The organism is Arthrobacter sp. 08Y14, from assembly GCF_002929455.1.
In the GTDB taxonomy this organism is placed as follows: Bacteria; Actinomycetota; Actinomycetes; order Actinomycetales; family Micrococcaceae; genus Arthrobacter_B; species Arthrobacter_B sunyaminii.
Genome location: NZ_PJIX01000002.1, coordinates 1,178,893 through 1,202,464 on the forward strand (window position 1 = coordinate 1,178,893; position 23,572 = coordinate 1,202,464).

The following is a 23,572-nucleotide window of genomic DNA, read 5'->3' on the forward strand; positions in this document are numbered from 1 at the left end:
TCTAGCGCGTCTGACAACGGGTTGCCTCAACCCACGCATCCCCGCTGGACAAGCGAGGGGGCGCCAACGCGATTGATCTGGAGCCCTGATTCCTTATCCCCCGCCGAGAGGGTCCTGTTCGAAGCCAGGAAGGTAATCGCGATAGCCGAGAACCGCCAAAAGAACGATAAGCAGTAGGCACATGTGAAGGCCGTCCCGCTCAGAGCCGGGGCGGCCTTCACTTTTTAGTACTACGTCCTCGAAGCATCCTGAGTAGCCGTTTTCTCCGTGAGCCTGGACTCATTCGTGTTCCGAATGAGCAGAAAGGTGATCCCTGGCCGACTCCTCCTATGTAGGGGCGGGAATGACCCTCTGCCTCGCCTGTTGTGCATCGCCGACACTACTCGTGCGGCCCAGAACAGAGTGCTTTGGGCAGAGGTCATCTGGTAGCTCTGACGCCAAGCGGTGGGTGCGGCAGAGTTGCCACCCCTGCCGCCGTACTTCGGGCCCGTCGGGGTGCGCGGCGGCTGACTGGCGTAGAGCACCGCGTCCTTGCAGGTCGCGCGAGCTCCGCCAGTCCCTCTTCCCTGATCCGTGTTTGTTCCTGCTGCTGAGAGGAGTCATATGAACCAAAATTGCCCCGCCGCCCAGCTGCTGATTCCCTCGTCCCTTCGCCGATGGCGGGCGGTCGCCCAGGGTGTCAACGCCTTCCTAGGCCCGCCGGGTACGCCGGGAAGACCCAAGGAGAGTGGTCCAAACGTGCAACATGACGGACAAGGAAGCTCTTCCTCTTACTCCTAGAGAGAGTGTCTCTCTCTACAAAGTAATCAATAGATACGTGTAAACGTCATCGTTGCATGTTCGGGCCACCCACCCGTGCCCTCACCAATTAGCCCGGCCACCGGCCACCCACTCTCACCGAAGGCCCACCCATGCTCTCCTACGAATCCTCGCTCGCACAGCTCCACGACGGACACTACTACTCCAAGAAAGCCGAGAAGCCCGTCACGCTAAAGACCGACTCCGGCGTCTCACTGGAAATCCCCGGACCACACGTCCTCGCCCAGATCTACGCCGTCCCCTGGCTCGGCGCCCGCCTCGACGCCTACCGCTCCGGTTCCGCAATCCTGACCCGCCCCAAAGGCAACACCGGCGAACCCAAAGCGCTCCACCTGGAACACCTCAAGAAGGAGTTGCTTAACGCCCTGCACAACCTGCCCGACCTCGGCACACAAGAAGCCGGCCGCCCTTACCGGGACCTCCGAGTCTTCATAACCGAAGCGACCCCCGGTGCCCGCGCAAAATATCTAGCAGACGTGATCGCGCAACTGCGATCACTCCTCCCCGCATACCGCGCGCCCACGCCCACACCGGAGGAACGCGCCCCTGCCAAAACGGGAGCCGAGCGCCTCGCCGCCCACCGTTCCAAAGCCCGGAAGGAGGAGGAACTCACCGCCCGAGACTGGCTCGCATCGTTTCTTACCGGTTGGGACGGCGACGAAGCCCCGCCCTCCCCTGGCTCCCGCTGGCCCGCCGCCGGACTCTACGCCTCAGCGGCCGAAACGATCGAAGACTTTATCGACTGCGAAGAACAACGCACAGACGGCGGCGACTACGTGATGCCCCGGCGACGCATCTTCTACGCCGTAGCGGACGACTTCCTCGGCCCACGCCGTCGAGGACCTCATGGCTCCGCGATGCTCTACACCATCCCTGCCACCAGCACCCACAACTAACCCCCGAGAGCCACCCGGACGGCTCCACCCAATAAGCCAAGAAAGGCACAACCCAGAATGACCACCCAAACCCACCCGCAAATCCTCGTCGGCACCACACCCGGCGCCACGAAAGCCCAAGACGCCCTAAACACCGAAATCGCCGAACGCGTCCGTCTCAACAGTGAGTATCGGAGCATCAGCAACCGAATGGTCGCTGCCAGCACATGGCAGAACGGCGCACTGGTGAAAAAGCCGGAAATCGCAACGGCCGACTATGACGCCTTGACCGCAGCCAATGTCGATATGAACCGCAAGATCACCGCGCAAGACCGGCGAGTGGACGCTGCCCGCAAGCGCCTGGACGAACTCATCGGCTCCCTTCCCCCCGAGGAACAGAAAACGCGCACCCGGAAGATCGCCGCCCACACGCTCACCACACACGCCCGAGCCGTCCAGCTTTGGGAGGAGCTGCAGAGCGTTCTCTCCGAACGAGACGCCGCCTACAGCGCAATCGGCCGCCCAGGACAGGACTGGAAGAAAGCCCGTGGGGCGGTGCCCAACCGTTTCGACGGCGGCGTCACCGACGTCAGCAACATCATGGAAGCCCGAGTAGGCCACTTCGATATCGAGACACTGAGCATCCTCGCCGCGGGCGAAACGGTTCCCACAGAAGCTGAAAAGCATGCCGCCGCACAGGCACACGCGGCAAAGACCGCCGCCGAGACTGCCTTGGCCATCCGTAAGCGGCGCTAACAGCCGCCCCTCCCGCGAACACCCACCCCACCCAGAAGGACAAACCAAGATGGCAATCGATATCAGATCAATCCAGAACATCGTGGCCGAGGTCGTTACAAACTCGCCGCTGCCAGAGCGCCTCGCCGACCTGCACCCACAGCTCCTCGACCAGGTCACAGCTGGAGCAGAAGCAGAAGGCATCAGCCCGGACGCATACTGGCGCGGATACCGCACACGCCAGGCGAAAGAACGGTCACAGGCCGAAGAAGCACGAAGCATCGCCCTGCACGCCCGTCGGTAGGCCCTTCAAGGAACCGAAGTCCGTTGGCGACGAACGAATGTCATCAACAACGTACGCACAAGGCTTCGACGGAGCGCCGCCCCTGCGTGGAGATTGCTCCATTCAGGGGCCGGCGCACCTGGGGAGGGACTCCCCCTCCCCCGTGCCGCTTGCCCGGTTCGGCATAGCTTCTGCCTCTGGATGCGCAGAGCTTTCTGAATTTCGGCTAAGCCAGCGATCTACTCATGGTCGCTCCAGCCCGGACCTTGATGTAGGAATCCCAGTTGGTCGCTCTCACCCAGCCCATGCGGTGCAACTCTAGGGTCCAGCCCAATGCATGACGGGCAGTCCCAAGGCGATCTACGTCGATGATGAAGTCACCCAATTCAGAGCGGGGATCACACGCGTTGTGTATGGCCTGCCACTTGACGGTACTCGTCAGGTCCGCGTAGTCAGCGACATCGATAGTGCTCGTTCGGTGCTTACTCTTCCACTCGGCGGTCTGGCGCTGGGCTTCCTTCACCTCGGCCCCATTCACTGTCACGTACCCCTCGCCATTTTCAATGGCCCGCCCACATTCATCGCAGGTCCACTCGATCGTGTCGTTCACTGTCAACTCCCCTAAGTAGCAACCGGACACACCAGAATACGCTGTGGAGCGCAGCCGACCATGACTCACTAACCAAGGAGAAACGTGTCATTTCAACCCCACCCCACAAAGACTCAAAACCAAGAAGGGGACCCTTATTCTGGTCTGCCCGAAACATGGAGCGATTCCGCAAAAGAAACCTATCTCCAGGTCGAACGCGAGCATTCGAATATGGACGCTGCCAGTGCTGCCGCCCTCTATGAGGCCTGCAACCTCCTGGCCATTGCCGATCACATGGAAGAGCGTGTAAACGAGGACGGCCTCATGATCTCCGGATCTTCCGGGCAAATGGTCCCCAATGGACTGCTCTCCGAAATCCGCCTCGCCCGTGTCCAGGCGATCGCCGCCCTGAAATCCTTCGGAGTTTCTCCCGGTCAGTCCGGCGCATCCAGGGCAGGGGCAGCGCTGGCGATGAAGCGCCACCACGGTCGCACCCCCGGCGTAAGGGTGATCGGGTAAATGCTTTACCGAAATAACTCTGGCCAGGAGCTCTATCCGTATACGCTGCAGCCCAGATCGGGTCGCGAGCTTCTTCCGGTCTGGACACCAGAGGTGCCTCGCGGCGGTTGGACGCTCTCGGCCGCTAGGGAAGCCGCTCAGGATTATGCTCACGCTCTGCTAGGACGCGTTGACCTGCCGCCGACCCCTCGTCTGGAAAGTGCGCCTACCTCAGCCTCCTTTGCACTGTCCCCGACCTTCACAGGGCCGACCTAGTGGCGCGGCTTGCAATACCCGACAGCCAACAGCCTTAAAGCCCTCGACGCCTGTCAGATTCTTTTCCCCATCAGCCCCCCCTTGTGAGGTGGTGGGCAGATTGTATATCCCCGCCGCCAAGCAGTCTCTGCAGCTCTCACGACATCTAGATGTTGCAGTTTCATCTGCGCAAGATTGGCTTGGCGGCGTCGAGAAGGAATGCTATCTGTGCCTGCACTTCCGGAGATGATTGCAGCCCTTTGACCAGGGCGGCGGGCAACCATCCCTTGCCCTTCGGCACGCCCAGACTGTGACCAAAACTCTCCAGCTCTCCTTCGTGCACAATTACGACCTGGCGCTCTGCCAATCCCGAGATGAGCCTTTGGACGGCTGCGGGGTCACCGCTCACGCGTTCCAGTACCCTCACCCCGTAATTCTTGGCCTCATCCCACGGCCGTTGAGCAACGCCGAGTGCTTCTTTCACGCGGCGGCGGTTTGCTGCGTCATATCTAGCTAGGGGTTCGGCTTCCACGATCTTCTCGAACTCTTTGGCCACGCGGAGATACACCACCGACACCAATTCCGGCTCGTCGCTGCCACCAAACCGGCGAGTTACCGTTGTCCAATCGTCATGCATCTGCGCGGTCCATTCATGCCCCAACGACTCAACAATCCCCCTGATGATGATCTCGTTGTCCAGGACATCGATATCGGGACAAGCGATCACCGGCACTTGAAGCGCCTTTAGGGCTCTTGCAACCTTCGACATTCCACTCGTCCCGGAGGTGGGAACGAAAAGTACATCAGTAGCAGGCAGTGTCGTGCTGTCATCCCTTTCAGCTGTCGTATCCCTGGCGTCAAGCGCCGCCTCATAGAATCTGCAATCCCTTTCGTTCTCTGCCATGACGACAAGTTCATGAAAAAGCCCATCAAGGACACTGCTGTATTTGAGAACCGGGTCGTCCCAGATTTCCTTCAACTCTTGTGATCGCAGCTGGTGGGCCAAGGTTGAGTCGTCTGTCCGAACTAGCCTTACCACTGACAGGGGCGCAGAGGAGTTTAGAAGCCCGGCCAAGAGGTTTCTATCGTGTGTAGCTAGAACGATTTGTACGTCTTTGTCTGCAGCTATCCGCCCGAGCTCCTGTCCCAAAGCGAAGGACTGAGGCGGATGCAGGAAAGCTTCGGGTTCATCGATTATGAAGACGGGGTATGTCGCAGTAACAAGCGGAATCAGTATGCTCAATAGGCTACGCATGCCGTCACCCTGTGAGGACAACGTCGGGAGACGGTTAATAGCAGTCTGATATTCTGTGGGATCCTCAAATCGCTGAGGATAGTTGACTTCCGGAACACCGACTCGAAGTTCGATCTGGTAGTTCAAGTCATCGAGCGAAAGCGTCTTTCCCAAAATCTTCTGCGTCAGCCGATTTAGCTCGTCCATCAGTTCCAAGCTTTCAGACAAGTGATGAAACGGATGTGAAGCCGGCTCTAAAACGGTGGCCTTCCGCCCGGCCCCCTGGACGTTACGCTCTCCGGCGCTCATCTGGCGGACCAGAAAGGGCTTGGTCATGGGATGAGCCCCAAGATGGCCAGTCGTCTCATACTGCCCCCAAGTCCGAAAGTTATCTAGGCTAATCGATTGTTCCAAGCGTTGAAAAGTAGATCCCGCCGGATTTTCCTCGCTATACGAAAAAGCCGCATTACGGCAGAGCCAATCTAGAAAGTCGGTCTCGTTCCCGGTTTGTTCCTCCATGACAGACGCTACGAGCGGTGGTTGCGGAAAGTTAGAGCTGCTGAGGAGCTTTTGCCCCAATTGACTAAGCAGCGTCGATTTGCCGCAGTTGTTGGCACCTGCGATGGCTGTCACGCCCTTAGCCTCAAACTCGATTACCGAGCCACCTTGGAGAGTTGCGCTGATCAGTTTCAGACTGAAGTTGTCTGCATCACCACGCTGCATCCCCAGGTCGGTGAGCAGGGCGTCATGGCGGAAACTAGATGGAGTCATGACGCGAATTTACACCGAGTGCTGGAGAAGCCTGAAGGCTACGGAACAAGTTGGTAGCTAGAGTCCTGGCCGATCTGTCCACGGAGACTCGTCAGCTGAGGGCGCGGTGCCTATGGTGCCCTCTCACCATCCGCTTAGGTTATGGTGCCAAGAATAATATTCTGGCCCCGGGTACGTGGCGTTGTAACGCACGAGGCCTTCGGGCATCTTGGGCCTACAGGTACAGAGGGTCTGGCATACTTCGTGGGTGAGTGAAACGACAACGGCTAAAAAGCACCCGATTCGTGAGCGGTTTTGTGGGCTGATGCTGGAACTACGCGAGCATCATGTCTTTATTGCGGGAACGCTAATCGCCTCGTTAATCAGTGCCCTCTCCTTCTGCCCGTATTATCCTGTGTTAGTTGACGCCGATGGCAATGCATACCAGTGGACTATCATCATCCGTGTCGTGAGCATGGTGCTTATCCCGTTGTTCGCTGCCGCCGACAAAACCGCGGATGTGCAGGCCAAAGCAGACGCCAAGAGCGACGCCAACGAAGCCTCGCAGGAGGCACAGAAGGCGTATAGGCAGTCGATTTCTAGTCTCCTCTTGATTGCGAATTGGGGTGCAGGTATTGCCAAAGACCCACCCAGCAGAAAGAAAACGCTCCTAAAGGATCTACGAACAGTCTCCGTCGCAGCCACGCATGGATTGTCCATCGCGCCGCAAACTAGGGCGACCTACTACACGTTGAAGACCACGGCAGACGGTCGAGTCTTGGGCGAGCCTGTTAGCCATGGCAGAGTCGAGGAATCAACAACAATCTGGGAGGAAGCCAAAGATCCCGCCCATTCTGTTTGGGGAATCATGGATGGCGAAGACGTCAATGCCCCCATTGTGCGGTCGACCGACGAAGACAAGAAGGACTGGGCAGACTGGGACAACAAGAGATACAAGTCCTTCATCTCAGTGCCAGTCAAAGCAGGCGGCGTGCAATTCGGCTTGCTGTCGCTGAACGCGCCGAAGAGCGAAGATCTAACGGAAACAGACCGGATGGCGGTGCTAGTAGCAGCCAGGATCATGGCAACGACGCTTTCATTGGCCCATGAACCGCCTGCACTCAAGGAGCTCGAAGACAGTCTCGATAGGCTGCGATCCGACCGTGCCGCAGGACTGGGTTCCGTTGACTCTTCCATGGCGAATCGATGAAGGTATCCCAAAATGTCCTATGCTTCATGTAGCTTTGGATCAACCCAGAAGGAGGGGCAGACGTGACGGTTACATCCGAGAACCTCATTGACAAGCGCCTAGCCGAGCGTGTCGATTACGACATCAAGGAGCTCGCTAAGCTCTTCGAGGCGAAGCAAGCAGCTGAGAATCGACGCAAGATCGCTTCCCCTGTGCGTCGGGAAAGAAAGAGCATCTTCGCGAAGCTACTGCGCGCCTCCTAGATCCCTGATCCCACAAGATGCCCCGGCACCTATTCGGTGCCGGGGCATACTTTGTCTCGCGCACATACATCGGTCTAGTCCTTGGAGGAGGACCAGGCGAATGAACTAGCTAAGGACACGCAAACGCTGCCACTCATTGCGGCAAGCGTCGAAAACCTCCCAGTAGTTTTTTGAACCTGGCAGGACTGATCGGACGCGGCGCACGGGTGTCTCTGGAGACAGCCCGGCGAGTGCCCTAACGAGGCTCATTTGCTGCCCCTTCCGGCGCCGTTTTTGGTGCGGTCCACCAGGACGTAAGTCTGTCCCGGCTTAGGCGTGGGCGGCATCGGCTTCCCGCGTACAGCCGTGCGCTCCTGGTTTGTAGCCCCGCCGCGGGGGCCGACGATCGAATACTGTCCTGAGTTCGGCGCGGCGTTGCCAGGCCTGATAATGCGACCCATAACGGGCCTCCTGTCTGTAGATGGATATGACAGCAGGAGTCGCCACCTCGTACCAAAGATCTTTGATACTCAGCGACCAAGGATGTAGTCTCTTTTCACACCGCAAAATGTTCGAAGAACTAGAACAAACTTGTTGACTCTTGCTTATGTAATGAGCAACCGCATCACGGCCTGCTAAGGATTCCAGTCCTTAGCAGGCCTTTTGCGTTTACATGACGATAGTACATCCAGACACTACATCTAGTGCGCAGACGCCCGAAAAACACAACATGTTGTATTACAAGTATGTCATTAGCCGATCCCGTCGTCCACAGTTAATGCACAGGGCAGTACGAGAAATTCTGTGGATTTCCGCCGATCTGGCACCGGTTCTCCACAGGCTGTGCAGAATGAATGCACAGCCTGAAAGCGACGAAAAGACCACAATTTGAAAGCGTGTTGCGTGCGTACGGGCGTGTCGCCGGGCACACTTTTCTGTCTGATGGACTAGCTCGGCACCCTCCGAAGGTTGTCCTCGTCCTCGAGTGAAACCTCAGCTCATGTGTCTTTTGGTTGACATTGTCTGACCGATGTCTGCCTCAACCTCCACCATGTGGCCGTCCAGCCCAACGAGTCCCACTCCGTAGGTGCGTCCCAGCGTCACAGCGCAACCTCTTTCAGGTGCTCGATCAACGGTGCGCCGGAACCGTTATCAAGAACCGAAACGGCGTCTACGCGGAACGAGGGATAGTGCCGGGCGGATGCCCGTCGCCATCGGGCCGCCAGCAGGTGGAGCTGTGCCAGCTTCGCCGGCGTGATGGCTTCGAGTGGGTCCCCGTAGTCCAGGGAGGAACGGGTCTTGACCTCTACGATCACCAGCGTGTCGCCGTCGATGCCCACGAGGTCAATTTCACCGTCGGCACACCGCCAATTGCGGTCCACTACTTCGATGCCGATTGCGGTCAGATAGGCGGCGGCAAGCTCCTCACCGCGCTGTCCCAGGGTGTCCTTAGCTCTCATATGCCCACCCTGCGCTCTTCTCAGAACCTTCGCCGGGCGACGGCCAGGGGCTGTGGATGACCCTTCCCGTTCTAGTAGCGAGCGCGTCTTTGGGGAGGAATTGCGCCGCACAGCAAGTCTTGTCGTGATCTTGATGCCATCTTGAGTGCGACCTGAGGATGCTTCGGCAGGATGAACGGGCCCCCCGAGAGAACACTGAAGTTTTAACCGATTGTCGAAGGAACCATGAAACAGGTCTTAAAACCAACGGCCGCTGCGGCCGCCACTGCACTATCGATAGGGGCCTTCTCTCTGGCCGTCATACAACCGGCTGTGGCAACCGGTCCCGATGACGGCGCGGGCACCGATACTTCCGTATCCCAGGAAGTCGGCGCGTACGTCTACAAAAAGAATGACCCTGCGAAGCCTGCTGCTTGGGAAAACTCTGGTCCCCAGAGCCTCCTGGCCACCCAAGAGGGTACAGACTGGTTTACGGACATAGTCAGCCTGCTGCCCGACTACGTCTGCGGACCGGGCTGGGGCATCCAGCAGGACAAACTGGACATCACAGGGGCTTTCGTCTGGCCCGAAACAATTGTCTACCCTGAAGGGTTTGAGGGACCGGTCACGCTGACGGATAACAGGCATGATGACCTTGAGGTCTACGGCCCGATTCCAGAATGCGAAACGGAGCCCACGCCGGATCCGACACCGGAGCCGACACCGGAGCCCACGCCCACGCCGGACCCCAAGCCGACACCGGAGCCCACACCCACGCCGGACCCCAAGCCGACACCGGAACCGACCCCGGACCCCACGCCCACCCCGGAGCCCTCGCCCACGCCGGACCCCAAGCCGACACCGGAGCCCACGCCCACGCCGGACCCCAAGCCGACACCGGAACCAACCCCGGACCCGACACCGACACCGGATCCCAAGCCCACCCCGGAACCCACCGTTCCGGAAGATGATCCGACGGTACCGCCGGTAGCCACCGACTCTCCTCGGCTGCCGAATACCGGAGCTGATTCCACGACGGCTGCAATGGCCGGAGCAGGACTGCTGCTTGCCGGCCTGGGCGCTACCGCCCTGGTTCGCAACCGCCGACGCACTGAGGTAAGCGACAGCTAACCTGCAGTCGCTCAAATGACAGGTTGGCCCCGGTGCTCTGCACCGGGGCCAACCTGTTCCCCTCCCTGCGTCTGTTCGCCCGGGCTACGCCACGGAACGCCGCTTCACTGCCTGATGGTGATGGGTTCCTGCCAGGCGGCGCCGGCTTCGGCCGCGTCCGATTCTCCGGCGCCGGGTAGTGCAGACCGGATCCCCCGTCACCCACACCCACACCCGCACCCATTCCTGGCATTCCGTTCCCCATTTCCCCGAAAGCTGCTGCCGTCGCCGCTTTATACAACGACGGCGTCACCGGCCTCCGGATACACCACCGGCATGGACTCCAGCCGAACCCGGGCCGGGACAATACTGCCGTCTTCCGGGGCAGAACCGTAGTGCACGCCGTGCCGTGAACCCCCGCAGGGCGAACCTCCGTGCACAGGTGCCGGCAGCGTCCCGGCAAAGCCGCGCGCCAGCGTGATGTGGGGACGCAAAGCGGAGGCAAACATGAAGTTGGGATCCGCAGCAGTGAAGGCTCCGACGTCGGGGATCCCGCAGCTGTTCAGGAACACTTCAAGTGCCGCGTACGCCCGTTCGTGGGCGCGCAGCAGCGCCGACGACGGAAAATACTCCAGGACCAGGGTCCGCCCGTGCCGCCCAAACCGGGACAGCACGGCCGGCTCCAGCAGGATGGGTTCCCGCGGCATCGCGGCTTCGGTCGCCGCCACGTAATCAGCCAGACGCTCTTCATACTCGTCCCAGGAAATGTTTCCGGCAGCGGAAACCGCTGCATAAACATCCCGAACCTTACCGAAATGGATCAGTGTCAGGTGGACCTGCCGCTCGGGGATCCAGCGCGGGCGGCCGCCGTCGTTCACCTGGGTAAGTGCTGCCAGCGCCTGCTGGAGGGCGAGGATAAGCTCCAGCGATCCGGCGTCGGGCCGCATCTGCGCATACAACCTTCGGTTGCCGGACAGGTATCCGGACAGCGGTGACTCGGGAAGCGCCATTTCAGCAGTTTAGGAGACGCGGCTCACAGCTGCACTAGGGTGGACCCATGCCTTATGACATTCCCGTCCTCTCCGAGTCAGAGCTCACGCTGCGCCCGCACGACGAGGCCGATATTGATCCGGTCCTCTCCCGTTGCGTTGACCCGCTGACACGCCGGTGGACCACCGTTCCCCTGGAGTACACGCGGGAGATGGCCGTGGAGTACGTGGCCGCCATCTCGGTGCCGCAGGAAAAGGAGATTTCCTGGGCGCTCGAGGCGGGCGGTGCCTACGCCGGAACTTTGGACCTGCGGTTCAAGGGTGCCAACTCGGGCGATCTGGGGTTCGTCACGGCTCCGGAGTACCGGGGAAAGGGACTCATGTCGCGTGCCGTCGGCCTGGCAGTGGCCTATGCCCTGGATGATCTCGGCTGGGATGTGGTGAGCTGGTCGGCCAATGCGGGCAACGTCGGCAGCTACAAAGCGGTGTGGCGCAACGGTTTCCCGCCACCCATTGCGGTTCCGCACTTTCTGCCGCACCGGGGAAAGATGGTTGAAGGCTGGGTTTCGAGCCTCGCCGCCGAAGCACCGCGGAAGCCCTCCGGGTCCTGGGCACAGTGGAACGACGTCGCCGCCAGCCTTCCGCAGCCCTCCTCGCCGCCGCTGTTCACACCGACGCTTCGGTCCTAGGGGGCTGAGCGGGTTCAGCCCAGTTCGTCGGCCTTGGGAATGGTCAGGTCGTCGTTGCGCGTGAGTTCCTCGACGTTGACGTCCTTGAACGTAATCACCCGGACGCTTTTCACGAACCGGGCCGAGCGGTAGACGTCCCAGACCCAGGCATCCTGCAGGGTCAGGTCAAAGTAGATTTCCCCGTCCGCGGACCGTGCCTGCAGGTCTACGTGGTTGGCAAGATAGAACCTGCGCTCGGTTTCCACCACATAGCTGAAGAGTCCCACCACGTCCCGGTATTCACGGTAGAGCTGGAGCTCCATGTCCGTTTCATAGTTCTCAAGGTCTTCGGCACTCATATTTCCATCATCCCCCAACGACGCTCTCATGGTCCCGGGCATCCGCTTCCGGACGTGTTCCCAGCTGCCAGGACATCCGATGCAGGGGCGTGGGCCCAAACTCGTCTATCGCCAGCCGATGGGACGCCGTGGCGTATCCCTTATTCACTTCCCAGCCGTACTGAGGATGTGTCACAGCGTAGTCCACCATCATCGTGTCCCGCTCCACCTTCGCAAGTACGCTGGCCGCGGCCACACTGAGGCAGGTCATGTCCGCCTTGATTTTGGTGTGCACGGGCGCCTGGCAGCCACCGTCATCGTCGTTCCCGGGAAGGTCAAAAAGACTGGCTTGGCGCGCCGGTGAAAGCCAGTTGTAGTTGCCGTCAAGAAGGACGACGTCGGGGGTCAGGTCCGCGCAGATCTGGTCCCAGGCGCGGGTGCCGGCCAGGCGCAGCGCACCCATGATGCCGTGTAAATCGATTTCCGCGGCACTGGAATGCCCCACTCCCCAGCCCCGGGCCCACTTCTTGATCTGGGGCACCAGCGTTTCCCGGTCGCTGTGTGAGAGAAGCTTGCTGTCCCGCACGCCCTTGAGCGAACGGACGGTGGCCAGGTCAACAGCCACCAGGCCCACGCTCACCGGACCGGCCAGGGCACCCCGGCCCACTTCGTCACAGCCTGCCAGGACCTTGTAGCCGACGGCGGCAAAGGACCGTTCGTGCCGCAGCGTGGGAGCCTTGCTTCCGGCGCCCGTCTTGGGCCGCGGCCGGGCGGACGTCGCGGTCATCGGGATCCGGCCGGAAGGGAGCTGGAAGGATCGGGGATATTTTCGAAGACTTCCGGGTAGCTGCCGATGAAGCCGGCGTGGTTCAACGGCCAGGCGGTCACTGCGGCTTTGCCTTCAATGTCCTCGACGTCGATGAACCCGCCGCCGGCATCCTGGAGGTGTTCACGTGAATCAGCGGAGGCGTTGCGGTGGTCCCCCATGACCCAAACCTTGCCTTCCGGAACAACCACGTCGAACGGAATGTCCGACGGCGAGGCGCCGGGATAGATGTAGGGCTCGTCCAGGGGCTCGCCGTTGACCGTGATCCGGCCATCGGCGTCGCAGCAGACCACGTGGTCACCCTCTGTGCCGATGACGCGCTTGACCAGATGCTGCTCGGAGGTGTCCGGAATCAGGCCGACAAAAATGAGGGCGTCACGGATCCAGGCGCCGGGTCCTTCGGTGGCCGGAGGAAGCTCGGGCAGCCAGCCCTGGGTGTCCTTGAAGACCACCACGTCGCCGCGGTTCAGGTCAAAGGGTTCCGGAACCAGCAGGTTCACAAAGATCCGGTCGTTGATTTCCAGGGTTTCTTCCATGGAGCCCGAGGGAATGTAGAACGCCCGGAACAGGAAGGTCTTGATGAGGAAGGACAGGAGAAGCGCGATCACGATGATGGTGGCGACTTCGCGGAGCCAGCCGCCGAAACCGCGGTGCTTTTCTTTGCCCTTCCGGCCCGGGCCTGCTGCCCGGGGACGCGCTGAATGCGCTCCGTGAACGTTGGGTCCGGGATTCCGGGTGGGCTCGTCCGGGACGTTCTGAGCCATGTGCTGTCCTCTTATTTCGCCGTGTTCCACTCGGCTCCTAACTCTAGCCGCTCAATATCCGAACTGCGCTCCAGCGGCCACAGGATGGCCGTCGCACGGCCAATGACGCGTTCCTCGGAAATGAGGCCGCCGCCCGGGGCGCCCAGGAGCGAACGCGAATCCGCTGATTCGGACCGGTGGTCACCCAGGAGCCACAGCCTTCCCTCGGGGACGATGACATCGAAGTTCTTGTCGCTGGGAGCGTCCGAAGGATAAACGTACGGCTCATCCAGTGGAGTTCCGTTAACCGTCAACCGCGGCTCGTCTGCGGTGCAGCAGGTAACCCGGTCCCCGGGGAGTCCGATCACCCGTTTCACATAGACCGTGTCGCTGCCCATCAGCCCCACCCAGCGGGCCAGGGACTTCAGCGCCGCAACCGGGGCGGCATCTCCGCTGTTCAGCGGGGCGAGGGACCCTCGGCCGTCAAAGACCACCACGTCTCCGCGCCGGATCTCACCGGAGCGGTACTCCGTGCGTGAGACCGCCACGCGGTCGCCCGGTTCCAGCAGCGGCTGCATCGATTCGGACGGAATGTAATAGACGTCCACAATGAACGCGCGGACCAGTGCCGCCAGCACAACGGCTGCGGCGAGAGCGCAGAGCACAAAACGCCAGCCCACAATTGTGGACCGGCGTTTCGTGTGCTTCCGGGAGGAGTCCGAAGATTCCCCGGAAGCGGATGCTGCGTGGATCAAGAAAATTACTTGGCGGGACGTGCGTCGCGCTTTTCCTTGATCTTGGCTGCCTTGCCGCGCAGGTCGCGCATGTAGTACAGCTTGGCGCGGCGGACGTCACCCTTGGAGACGACCTCGATCTTGTCGAGAACCGGGGAGTGCACCGGGAAGGTACGCTCCACGCCGACGCCGAAGCTGACCTTGCGGACCGTGAAGGTCTCGCGCAGGCCGTCGCCCTGGCGCTTCATGACGAAGCCCTGGAAGACCTGAACACGGGTGTTCTTGCCTTCGATGATGTTTACGTGAACCTTGACCGTGTCACCGGCGCGGAACTCGGGGATGTCTGAACGCAGCGAGGCTGCATCAACAGAATCTAGGATGTGCATTGTTTATCACTCCTGGTGAACGCCACAGGTCATTCACTTTGGTAACGGCAGGCAAGGATGCGGCCACGAAGGACTGCACAGATGCTGCCGAAGCTATAAGACCGGCGAAGCCGAGGATTGGCCGCCGGTGTGTATTCTGTTGGCCGCGCTCCCCCTGTGGCAGGTGCGGACCCAGATGACACAGTTATCTATTCTGCCACACCCGAACAAACGCCACCAATCACCCGCGGGGCAGGATCCGGTCCTTCGTCACTTCGTATCCCATGGATGCCAGGGCTGCCTTGTCGGCCTTGGTTAGCTGGGAGACGTCGAACTTTTCCAGCAGGTCCGGCCGGCGGACTGCGGTGCGCTGCAGCTGCTGCTCGCGGCGCCACTGGGCGATCTTGCCGTGGTTGCCGCTGAGCAGGATGTCCGGCACATTCCGGTCCCTCCACGAAGAGGGCTTGGTGTAGACCGGGTATTCCAGCAGGCCGTCGGAGTGCGATTCCTCCACCAGGGATTCGGGATTGCCGACGACGCCGGGCACCAGGCGGCCAATGGCCTCCACCATGGCCAGCACGGCAACCTCTCCCCCGTTGAGCACATAATCCCCGAGGCTCACCGGACGCACGTCAAAACGCTCACCAGCCCACTCCAGGACGCGCTCATCAATACCCTCGTAGCGTCCGCAGGCAAACACAAGGTGCTTCTCTTCGGCCAGCTCATAAGCCATGGCCTGGGTGAACACGGCACCGGCGGGCGAGGGGACGATCAGCACGGGGCGGGTTTCAGCGCAGGGGGTGCCGCCGTCGCCGGTCCCCGCCTCCGCAACGGAACCCAGCGCCTGCGCCCAGGGCTCGGCCTTCATGACCATGCCGGCGCCGCCGCCGTAGGGGGTGTCATCCACGGTGCGGTGGCGGTCCGTCGTGAAGTCCCGCAGGTCGTGGACGTTCAGGTCCAGCAGCCCGTCCTGCCGGGCCTTGCCGATCAGCGACAGATCCAGCGCGGCCAGGTACTCCGGAAAAATGCTGACTACATCAATACGCACTTAGCGGCCGGCCTCGTTCTGAGCGTCCTTGTCCTTGACGCCGCTTTCCTTCCCCTGCTTGTCCTGCTTGTCCTCGGGGAGATTCAGCTCAAACAAGCCCTCCGGCGGGGTCAGCAGCACGTAGCCGCCCTCAACGTTGACCTCGGGCACGATTGCTTCGACGAAGGGAACAAAGACCTCACGGCCCTCATTGTCGTCAATCACCAGCAGGTCCTGGACGGTGAGGGTGCGCAGGCCGCTGACGGTACCCACGACGTCGTCGCCGATTCGAGCCTTCAATCCCACCAGCTCGTGCTCGTACCAGCCCTCGTCGTCGTCCTCGTCGTCCAGTTCATCGATGTCGACAGAGAGCATTGCCCCGCGCAACTCCTCAGCGCCGTTGCGGTCCACCACTTCGTCGAATCCGAGCAGAAGGATGTCCTTGTTCCAGCGGGCGCTGATGACCGTGAGCGGGCCCTTGGACGCAGGCTCGACGATGAGCTCGGTTCCGGGCACAAAGCGGTCTTCGGGGGCATCAGTCAGTACCTGGACGGTTACTTCGCCGCGGATGCCGTGCGGCTTGCCGATGCGTGCCACCTGTAACTGCATGGGGGAATCTCCTTGTATTGGTGCGGCGGGGTGCTGCAACCGGGGGTTGGGCAGGTTAGGGCCCGGAAAACACATCAGGCCCCTCCACCATTATCTGGTGCAGGGGCCGGATGCCGTGAACTGCGTTCAACTGGTACTGCTATGAAAGTGCTGTGAACTGCCGATGCAGTCCGGCCGTGCCGCGGATTGTCAGCGGCGGCGGTCGGTATCCACTACATCGACGCGAACCGGCTCTCCGTTCGCGAGGGCGGCGATCACGGTGCGCAATGCACGTGCCGTCCGTCCCTGGCGTCCGATGACGCGGCCCAGATCATCCTGATGAACTCGCACCTCGAGGGTTTCCCCGCGGCGGTTGCTCTTGGCGGAAACCTTGACGTCCTCAGGACTGTCAACGATTCCGCGGACGAGATGCTCCAGCGCTTCGGCCAGCAAGTTACTCGGCCTCAGCCTCTGCGGGAGCCTCGTCCTTCTTGGCCTTCGGGGTGATGGCCTCGGGAACAATCACGGACTTCTTTTCGGGAGCCACGAAAGCTTCCTTGGGAGCCTTGACCTGGAGGGTGCCCTCCTGGCCTTCGATGTTCTTGAACTTCTGCCAGTCACCGGTGATCTTCAGCAGAACTGCAACCTGCTCGGTGGGCTGGGCGCCGACGCTGAGCCAGTACTGCGCACGGTCAGACTTGATGTCGATGTACGACGGGTTCTCGGTCGGACGGTACAGTCCGATCTCCTCGATGGCACGGCCATCGCGCTTGGCACGGGAATCCATGACAACAACGCGGTAGTGTGCTGAGAACTTCTTGCCGAGGCGCTTAAGGCGAATCTTTACGGCCACTTTAGTGGTCACTCCTGATCTGAAATGGGGCGAACCCGTACTTCTGCTCCCGTGGGGCGGGCCATAACGTTGGGGTTCAAAAAGGACAAGATGCATGCACGGAGAGAGGGGCCGCGCAGATCGAGTACCTGACCATTGTGCCAGATGAGTCCATCTTTGGCGACTCGGGTTCCGGCGGGTCGCTTGCCGGGCCAAGCGGGGCGGGGAACGGCTGGATTAGCCGACAGCGACGCGCAGCCGGTTGCGCCAGGGATCCTCGAACCGCAGCTCAGCGCCCGTGTGGTGGCTGGAAATCCCGGCAACCTTCAGCCGGTCGGCCAGGCCTGCGACGTCGTCGACCGACGGCACCGAGATCAGCACCTCACCCAGACCCAGGGTGTCGCGGCGGGGACCGGCGCCGCGGCTGTTCCAGACGTTCATGGCCATGTGGTGGTGATAGCCGCCGGCCGAAACGAACAGTGCCTGCCCATGGAACCCGGCGGTGCGATCAAACCCGAGGGTATCCACGTAGAACGCTGCGGCCGTGTCAGTGTCCCCCACCTGCAGATGTACGTGCCCCACACCGGCGGCGGCCGTGCGCAGTCCGTCGAACGCAGCCTCGGTCAAATGTTCGCGGAAGTAGGTTTGCGGCGAGAGGGCAAGAGATGCCATGCGCACCTCACGGCCGGACGCCGTGTCATCCCAGTTCCAGGTATCCCGGGGCTTGTCATAGTACAGCTCGATCCCGTTGCCTTCGGGGTCGGTGAAGTAGAAAGCCTCGCTCACCAGGTGGTCCGCGGAACCCACAAAGGCGGCCGGATCATATTGTGCAGCTGCGGCCACAGTGGCTGCCAGATCGGCCTGGGTCTCGAAAAGGATCGCGGTGTGGAACAGCCCGGCCTCACCCCGGGCCGCCACGCGAAGACCGGGTGCCGGAGCCAGGTGCACCACGGGAACGGCTCCGCGCCCCAGGTACTGGCCGCCGTCGGCCTCCGCTACGATTTCGAGTCCGAGCGCACCGCGGTAGTAAGCGGAGACCTTCGCCATGTCACCGACTTTGAGCATGACGGTACCCATGGACAGATCGGCAGGCAGGAGATCGGAAGCATTTACTTGAAGGTTCATGCAATAAGTTTACTTGAAGCTTCATCTAATTCCAAGACGCACGACGACGGCGTCATCATGTTCCCAAGCATCTGCGCCTGCCGCCGGTCTACCTCGGATTCAGGTCCCTGCGCATCGCCACCCGCGGCCCCATGTCGTCCAGTCCGAGCAGCCGCTCGTGCTCCCGAACCTCCCGCAGTTGCCCGTCCGGTTCCGGCACCTCTTCAAAGCCGCAGCTCCGATAAAACGGAGCATTGAACGGAATCTGCGCAAAAGTGCACAGGGTCATGGATCGGTAACCCTGCTCCCGTGCCCACTGCAGCGCGGATTCCACCAGCAAACGGCCCAACCCGGCACCGGCTGCCGAGGGATGAACGGAAAGCTGCTCCAGGTGTGCCTGGCCGTCCACTTCCTCGATCCGGGCAAATCCCGCCGGCGGTTCTCCCGCTACCAGAATGCCGCAGGCTGAGGCCAGTTCGGCCACGCTGGCCGGCGGCGGCAGGGCACCTGCATGAGTGAGTGAACCGTTCGGGTCGGGCCCTATCAGGCCCTCCAGCAAGGTGTCCGACGCCGCTTCAAGGGCGGGGAGCTGAACTAAATCCTCAGCGGTGGCACTGCGCACACGCGGACGGCCGGGGAGAGCGCCGGATTGCCCGATCGGCATTATGCGCCCAGGGTCGAGCGTCCGCGGTTCGCCGAGAGGAACTCCCGGATGGCTTTACGGCCGGCACCGGTGTCCTGCGGGCGGTGATTCCCGCCCACTTGCAGGTGCTCGGCGCCGGTGGAGACCAGGAAATCCGCAACCTCCTCATACAGCGGTTCCCATCCTCCGGTGAGCACCAGAGTGGGGACTCCGGGAACGATTTCCAGCGGAGCTTCCCAGGGCGGAGTCTGCAGCCGCAGACGCGCAGCCGACCGTCTGGCAGCTTCATCGGCCGGAGCAGTATGGCCCGGCCTGGCGGCACGGCCTGCGGCGGCCGCGTCGGTTGCGAAGACCCGGCGGACAAATTCGCGCTCGTACTCCTCGTCAGTCATCTCCGGCGCCGCGTCAAACAACGGCTGCAGCAGTTCGCGGTGGGCGCGGGTGGCCGGCAGGTCACGGGTCAGTGAGAAGACTGCCGGCTCGCACAGGATCAGGGAATACACGCGGCCCGGATCCCGCAGAGCCGCCAGCATGGCCGGAACGGCGCCCGCCGCATGCGCCACCAGGTGCCCGCCGTCCCCCAAGGCTTCGCGAATGATGGCAACATCGGCCTCCAGATCCGGGGCCTGTGGGGCCGCGACGTCGTCAAAGCCGTGACGCTTGAGGAACAGGCAGTCGTAGTCCAGGGCCAGTCCGTGCTGCCGGGGCCAGGCTGCAGCTCCGAAACTTCCGGCGCCGTGCACAAATACCACTCGTTCAGCGGGCAAAACGGGACTCCTGACGTCCTAGAATTCCTTTGTAACCGTCCACCGGAGGCATCATCCGACGGGAAACCGGCGGGAGAATCGGCTCGCCGCGGGCCGGCTTGCCGTCAATCAGTTCAGTCACGGTTCCCAGGTCCAGGGCTTCCACCGCGCCGGCCAGCAGGCCGGCCGTCGCAGAGCCGAAGACCTCCGTGCCCTCCCCCAGGGCAACGAAGCGGGCTTCGCGCTCCCCTCCGGCTCCACTAAACCCTGTCACCGACGTGACCAGCGTGCCGCCGTCGAACACAAAAGCGATGGAGTCTCCCTGACCGCCGCCCTGCCGGTCCCCGCCCTGAACACAGTCCAGCACCAGCAAGCGCCCGACGTCGAACCCGGCTCCCAGCGCCTCGCTCGCCCCGCGGCGTGCGGCGGAGCGGGGGTCCTCCCCGCCCTTCACCACGCCGCCGGGAAGCTCCCAGGCCCCGGTGCCGGAGCGCACCATCAAAATCCGCCCGTCCGCGGTGCGGATCAGAGCGAAGGCAGCGGTGCTGCGCTTGAACACTGACCCGTAAAATCCGTTCAGTCCCTGTGCTGCCACCCTTGGCCTCTTCCCCTGCTGCCGGACTTCCCCAATGTGCCGCGCCGGAACCGACCGGCGCGCCGTCGTCCGGCCCGGCAGCCAGCATACGCCGGACCGTTAAACACGCACCGCCGGACTTTTGGTCCGGCGGTGCGCAGTAAAGCCTACTTGCCCAGGAACTTTTCGAAGCCCTTGGGGAGATTCAGCGAGGCAGGATCGAAATCGGCATCCTGGCCACCGAAAGCGCTGCCGGTCGGGAGCGCTTTGCGGGCTCCGGCGCGGCGTGCCTCGGCCTCGGCGCGCTCCTGAGCCGCCTTGGCCGGGTTGCCCGACTTGGCCTTCTTCTTGCCCTTGGCTGCCTGCTGCTTCTTCCGCGAGCCGCCGAATCCGCCGGGGCCGGCCATGCCGGGCATGCCCGGGATTCCGCCGCCCGAGGCCATCTTCTTCATCATCTTCTGTGCCTGCACAAAGCGTTCCAGCAGGCCGTTGACCTCGGAAACATGCACGCCTGAACCGCGGGCAATGCGGGCGCGGCGGGAGCCGTTGATGATCTTGGGAGCCACCCGCTCGTGCGGGGTCATGGAGCGGACAATGGCTTCCACGCGGTCGATTTCGCGCTCGTCGAAGTTCTCCAGCTGCTCACGCATGCCGGCGGCGCCGGGCATCATCATGAGCATCTTCTTCATGGAGCCCATCTTGCGCAGCTGCTGCATCTGCTGGAGGAAGTCATCCAGGGTGAAGTCTTCCTGGTCGGCGAACTTCTTCGCCATCCGGGAGGCTTCGTCCTTGTCCCAGTTCTGCTCGGCCTGCTCAATGAGGGTCAGGACGTCGCCGAGGTCCAGGATGCGGCTGGCCATGCGGTCCGGGTGGAAGACCTCAAAATCGGTCAGGGCTTCACCGGTGGAGGCGAACATGATCGGCTTGCCGGTCACGGACGCAACGGACAGTGCGGCACCGCCGCGGGCATCGCCGTCGAGCTTGGTCAGGACGACGCCGGTGAAGTTGACGCCCTCGTTGAATGCCTGAGCCGTATTAACGGCGTCCTGCCCGATCATCGCGTCGATAACAAAGAGGACTTCGTCCGGGTTGATGGCGGCGCGGATGTCCGCGGCCTGCTTCATCAGTTCCGCGTCCACGCCCAGGCGGCCGGCGGTGTCCACAATAACGACGTCGTGCAGTTTGGTGCGTGCCTCTTCGATGCCCTGGCGCGCGACGGCAACGGGATCGCCGGTGGCGGACTCAAACTCGGAGGAGACGCCGGGATGCGGGGCGTAGACCGGCACGCCGGCGCGTTCGCCGTTGACCTGCAGCTGCTTGACGGCATTGGGGCGCTGGAGGTCAGCGGCCACCAGCAGCGGGCTGTGGCCCTGGGACTTCAGGTGCTTGGAGAGCTTGCCGGCCAGGGTGGTCTTACCGGCACCCTGCAGACCCGCGAGCATGATGACCGTGGGCGGGTTCTTGGCCAGGCGCAGCCGGCGGGTCTCGCCGCCGAGGATGCCCACGAGCTCCTCGTTGACGATCTTCACAACCTGCTGGCCCGGGTTCAGTGCCTGCGACACCTCGAGGCCAAGCGCGCGCTCCTTGACGGAGGCGGTGAAGGCGCGGACCACGGGGACGGCGACGTCGGCGTCCAGCAGAGCGCGACGGATCTCGCGGACCGTGGCATCGACGTCGGCCTCGGTCAGCCGGCCCTTGCCGCGGAGGTTCTTGAAGGTTGTAGTCAACCGGTCAGACAGTGAATTGAACACGTGCCGCGCACTTCTTTCGTCAGATCTTCGCCATGTTTGGCAGGCCCAGCTGTTAAGGGTACCAAGGCGGGTTGGAAAACTTCCGCAAAACCCTAACCGGTTGTGCAGCCCGGATGGCAGGGTGGAGCCATGAGTGAAACTTCTCCCCTGCGCACCCTTCTAATCCTCGGCGGCACCGGCGACCTCTCCAAGCGGCTGCTGCTGCCGGGGCTGGGCCAGCTGATCGGCAGCGGCCGCGCCCCCGCCGACCTCCGCGTCATCGGTTCAGGTTCACGGGACTGGGACGACGACACCTGGCAGGACCTGCTGAAAGAGTCCTTCGCCGCTGCCCGCACCGAGGCCGACGACGACGGGAAGGAAGCGCTCGACGCCGCGGTCCGGAACGGCAGCTATCAGCAGGTGGACCTGAAGGATCCCCAGCGGCTGGTAAACGACATCCGCAGCCTGGACACACCCCTGGCCGTCTATTTCGCTCTGCCTCCGGAAGTTACGCAGTCCACCGTGGCGGCACTGAAGCCCGGGGACCTGCCGGAGAACACGCGGCTGGTGCTTGAGAAGCCGTTTGCCAGCGACGAAGCCTCGGCCCGTGAGTTGAACCGGATGCTCGCGGACCTGCTGCCCGAAAGCGACGTGTACCGGGTGGACCACTTCCTGGGCATGGCCACCGTGATGAACGTCCTCGGGCTGCGGTTCACCAACCGCATCCTGGAGCCCGTGTGGAACAACCTTCACATTGACCGCGTGGAGATTGTCTTCGACGAGAAGCTGGGGCTCGAGGGACGCGCGAAGTACTACGACGGCGCCGGTGCCCTGCGCGACATGATCCAGAGCCATCTGCTGCACACCATGGCCGTCATCGCGATGGGCTCTCCGGCAACGCTTGGCCAGCGGGATGTGCGGGACTTGATCGCCGCCACGCTTCGGGCATCCAGCGTGCCGCAGGACTATAAGCGCAGTACGCGCCGGGCCCGGTGGTCCGCCGGGGAGATCGACGGCGAAGGGGTTGAGGCATATGCCGATTCCCCCGGAGTTGATCCGGACCGGGAGACGGAGACGCTCGCAGAAGTTGAAATCCGGGTCGAGAATGACCGCTGGGCCGGTGTTCCGTTCATCCTGCGCTCGGGCAAGGCTCTGGGTAAAACGCGGCAGGAAGCCGTCATTACCTTCAAGCCGGTGAGCCACCTTCCTGATGGATTCACCGGTTCGGCGGGTGAAGCCTCCCGGCTGCGGATCTCCTTCGCCCCGGCCCGGCTGGAACTGGAGTTGAACGTCAACGGTCCGGACAGTGTCTTCACGCTGGAGCGGACCGGGCTCAGCGCCCCGATGCACAAATCAGCCATGACCCCGTACGGCGAAGTGCTGGACGGCATCCTTTCAGGCGATCCGCTGGTCTCGGTGCGCGCGGACATCGCCGAGGAATGCTGGCGGATTGTGGATCCGGTACTTAAGGCATGGGCATCCGGAGAAGTGCCGCTCGAGACATACCCTGCCGGAACCATGGGCCCTCCGGAGTGGGAATCCAGCCGTTCTGATTTGTGACCGCTCCTACCGCCGTCGTTTTGACCGCTTTGGAATTCCTCTGGTGCACTGTGGATAACTCCGTATGCTGTCGTCCAGCCTCGTAGC

27 protein-coding genes are annotated in these 23,572 nt (G+C 62.3%); 9 read left to right on the forward strand and 18 right to left on the reverse strand.

The window, feature by feature from the left end; translation table 11 throughout:
- Positions 1-911 precede the first annotated feature (911 nt).
- From CXR03_RS12025 to CXR03_RS12035, 3 genes are read left to right on the forward strand one after another with little or no spacing between them, the layout of a single operon-like run.
- Positions 912-1,715: a hypothetical protein gene (locus CXR03_RS12025; RefSeq protein WP_104103949.1), complete on the forward strand. Its 804-nt coding sequence runs from the start codon at positions 912-914 to the stop codon at positions 1,713-1,715.
- A 57-nt stretch (positions 1,716-1,772) separates the two neighbouring features.
- Entirely contained in the window at positions 1,773-2,450 is a 678-nt protein-coding gene (locus tag CXR03_RS12030; RefSeq protein ID WP_104103950.1) for a hypothetical protein, read from the forward strand.
- Between the two features lie 49 nt (positions 2,451-2,499).
- Entirely contained in the window at positions 2,500-2,733 is a 234-nt protein-coding gene (locus tag CXR03_RS12035) for a hypothetical protein (RefSeq protein ID WP_104103951.1), read from the forward strand.
- A gap of 205 nt (positions 2,734-2,938) precedes the next feature.
- Here the strand turns inward: CXR03_RS12035 and CXR03_RS12040 are convergent, their stop codons facing one another.
- Positions 2,939-3,322 carry a hypothetical protein gene (locus tag CXR03_RS12040; RefSeq protein WP_104103952.1) on the reverse strand — a complete coding sequence of 128 codons (384 nt, stop codon included), beginning with the start codon at positions 3,320-3,322 and terminating at the stop codon, positions 2,939-2,941.
- 210 nt (positions 3,323-3,532) lie between these two features.
- On the opposite strand from CXR03_RS12040, the gene CXR03_RS12045 reads away from it, so the two are divergent.
- On the forward strand, positions 3,533-3,820 hold the full coding sequence (locus CXR03_RS12045) for a P27 family phage terminase small subunit (protein ID WP_104103953.1): 288 nt from the start codon (positions 3,533-3,535) through the stop codon (positions 3,818-3,820).
- A 415-nt stretch (positions 3,821-4,235) separates the two neighbouring features.
- Here CXR03_RS12045 and CXR03_RS12050 read toward each other — a convergent pair whose 3' ends face one another.
- Positions 4,236-6,059, reverse strand: a complete 1,824-nt coding sequence (locus CXR03_RS12050) for an ATP-dependent endonuclease (protein WP_104103954.1) — start codon at positions 6,057-6,059, stop codon at positions 4,236-4,238.
- A 247-nt stretch (positions 6,060-6,306) separates the two neighbouring features.
- Between CXR03_RS12050 and CXR03_RS12055 the strand changes: the two genes are divergently transcribed.
- Together CXR03_RS12055 and CXR03_RS12060 are read left to right on the forward strand one after the other, a co-directional pair.
- Entirely contained in the window at positions 6,307-7,248 is a 942-nt protein-coding gene (locus CXR03_RS12055) for a hypothetical protein (protein ID WP_146070496.1), read from the forward strand.
- Between the two features lie 62 nt (positions 7,249-7,310).
- Positions 7,311-7,490 (forward strand): hypothetical protein, encoded by a 180-nt coding sequence (locus tag CXR03_RS12060; RefSeq protein ID WP_104103956.1) that lies wholly within the window; start codon positions 7,311-7,313, stop codon positions 7,488-7,490.
- 1,079 nt (positions 7,491-8,569) lie between these two features.
- Here the strand turns inward: CXR03_RS12060 and CXR03_RS12070 are convergent.
- Positions 8,570-8,929, reverse strand: a complete 360-nt coding sequence (locus tag CXR03_RS12070; RefSeq protein ID WP_104103958.1) for a YraN family protein — start codon at positions 8,927-8,929, stop codon at positions 8,570-8,572.
- A gap of 225 nt (positions 8,930-9,154) precedes the next feature.
- Here CXR03_RS12070 and CXR03_RS12075 point away from each other — a divergent pair, with 225 nt between their 5' ends.
- A complete protein-coding gene (locus tag CXR03_RS12075; RefSeq protein ID WP_146070497.1) occupies positions 9,155-10,039 on the forward strand; it encodes an LPXTG cell wall anchor domain-containing protein in 885 nt (294 codons plus the stop codon).
- A gap of 272 nt (positions 10,040-10,311) precedes the next feature.
- On the opposite strand, the gene CXR03_RS12080 is transcribed toward CXR03_RS12075, so the two are convergent.
- Positions 10,312-11,028 (reverse strand): 2'-5' RNA ligase family protein, encoded by a 717-nt coding sequence (locus CXR03_RS12080; RefSeq protein WP_104103960.1) that lies wholly within the window; start codon positions 11,026-11,028, stop codon positions 10,312-10,314.
- Between the two features lie 47 nt (positions 11,029-11,075).
- Here CXR03_RS12080 and CXR03_RS12085 point away from each other — a divergent pair, with 47 nt between their 5' ends.
- Positions 11,076-11,696, forward strand: coding sequence for a GNAT family N-acetyltransferase (locus tag CXR03_RS12085; protein ID WP_104103961.1), 621 nt, complete (start codon positions 11,076-11,078; stop codon positions 11,694-11,696).
- 14 nt (positions 11,697-11,710) lie between these two features.
- Here CXR03_RS12085 and CXR03_RS12090 read toward each other — a convergent pair whose 3' ends face one another.
- The 14 genes from CXR03_RS12090 to ffh all read right to left on the reverse strand — a co-directional run bounded on the left by CXR03_RS12090 (position 11,711) and on the right by ffh (position 21,946).
- Positions 11,711-12,034, reverse strand: a complete 324-nt coding sequence (locus CXR03_RS12090; RefSeq protein ID WP_104053848.1) for a DUF2469 domain-containing protein — start codon at positions 12,032-12,034, stop codon at positions 11,711-11,713.
- Positions 12,035-12,041: 7 nt separating this feature from the next.
- Positions 12,042-12,800, reverse strand: a complete 759-nt coding sequence (locus tag CXR03_RS12095; protein ID WP_104103962.1) for a ribonuclease HII — start codon at positions 12,798-12,800, stop codon at positions 12,042-12,044.
- Positions 12,797-13,603 (reverse strand): signal peptidase I, encoded by an 807-nt coding sequence (gene lepB, locus CXR03_RS12100; protein WP_104103963.1) that lies wholly within the window; start codon positions 13,601-13,603, stop codon positions 12,797-12,799. The genes CXR03_RS12095 and lepB (CXR03_RS12100) overlap by 4 nt, the downstream gene beginning before the upstream one ends.
- An 11-nt stretch (positions 13,604-13,614) precedes the next feature.
- Positions 13,615-14,337, reverse strand: coding sequence for a signal peptidase I (lepB, locus tag CXR03_RS12105; protein WP_258073611.1), 723 nt, complete (start codon positions 14,335-14,337; stop codon positions 13,615-13,617).
- 5 nt (positions 14,338-14,342) lie between these two features.
- Positions 14,343-14,702 (reverse strand): 50S ribosomal protein L19, encoded by a 360-nt coding sequence (gene rplS, locus CXR03_RS12110; RefSeq protein ID WP_104053845.1) that lies wholly within the window; start codon positions 14,700-14,702, stop codon positions 14,343-14,345.
- 220 nt (positions 14,703-14,922) lie between these two features.
- The gene (gene trmD / locus CXR03_RS12115; protein ID WP_104103964.1) at positions 14,923-15,729 is read right to left on the reverse strand and encodes a tRNA (guanosine(37)-N1)-methyltransferase TrmD; all 807 of its coding nucleotides are present in this window, start codon (positions 15,727-15,729) and stop codon (positions 14,923-14,925) included.
- Complete coding sequence (rimM, locus tag CXR03_RS12120; protein ID WP_104103965.1) at positions 15,730-16,317, reverse strand: ribosome maturation factor RimM; 588 nt, start codon at positions 16,315-16,317, stop codon at positions 15,730-15,732.
- 189 nt (positions 16,318-16,506) lie between these two features.
- Entirely contained in the window at positions 16,507-16,749 is a 243-nt protein-coding gene (locus CXR03_RS12125) for an RNA-binding protein (RefSeq protein WP_104053842.1), read from the reverse strand.
- Position 16,750: 1 nt separating this feature from the next.
- Entirely contained in the window at positions 16,751-17,149 is a 399-nt protein-coding gene (rpsP, locus tag CXR03_RS12130) for a 30S ribosomal protein S16 (RefSeq protein WP_104053841.1), read from the reverse strand.
- A gap of 216 nt (positions 17,150-17,365) precedes the next feature.
- Positions 17,366-18,253, reverse strand: coding sequence for a VOC family protein (locus tag CXR03_RS12135; RefSeq protein WP_104103966.1), 888 nt, complete (start codon positions 18,251-18,253; stop codon positions 17,366-17,368).
- 88 nt (positions 18,254-18,341) lie between these two features.
- On the reverse strand, positions 18,342-18,896 hold the full coding sequence (locus CXR03_RS12140; protein WP_104103967.1) for a GNAT family N-acetyltransferase: 555 nt from the start codon (positions 18,894-18,896) through the stop codon (positions 18,342-18,344).
- Positions 18,896-19,642 (reverse strand): alpha/beta fold hydrolase, encoded by a 747-nt coding sequence (locus CXR03_RS12145; RefSeq protein ID WP_104103968.1) that lies wholly within the window; start codon positions 19,640-19,642, stop codon positions 18,896-18,898. Before CXR03_RS12145 ends, CXR03_RS12140 begins: the two co-directional genes overlap by 1 nt.
- Positions 19,632-20,216, reverse strand: a complete 585-nt coding sequence (locus tag CXR03_RS12150) for an NUDIX domain-containing protein (RefSeq protein WP_181034568.1) — start codon at positions 20,214-20,216, stop codon at positions 19,632-19,634. The genes CXR03_RS12145 and CXR03_RS12150 overlap by 11 nt, the downstream gene beginning before the upstream one ends.
- A gap of 146 nt (positions 20,217-20,362) precedes the next feature.
- Positions 20,363-21,946 (reverse strand): signal recognition particle protein, encoded by a 1,584-nt coding sequence (ffh, locus tag CXR03_RS12155; RefSeq protein ID WP_104103970.1) that lies wholly within the window; start codon positions 21,944-21,946, stop codon positions 20,363-20,365.
- Between the two features lie 129 nt (positions 21,947-22,075).
- Here ffh and CXR03_RS12160 point away from each other — a divergent pair, with 129 nt between their 5' ends.
- A complete protein-coding gene (locus CXR03_RS12160; RefSeq protein WP_104103971.1) occupies positions 22,076-23,485 on the forward strand; it encodes a glucose-6-phosphate dehydrogenase in 1,410 nt (469 codons plus the stop codon).
- Positions 23,486-23,572: the final 87 nt, after the last annotated feature.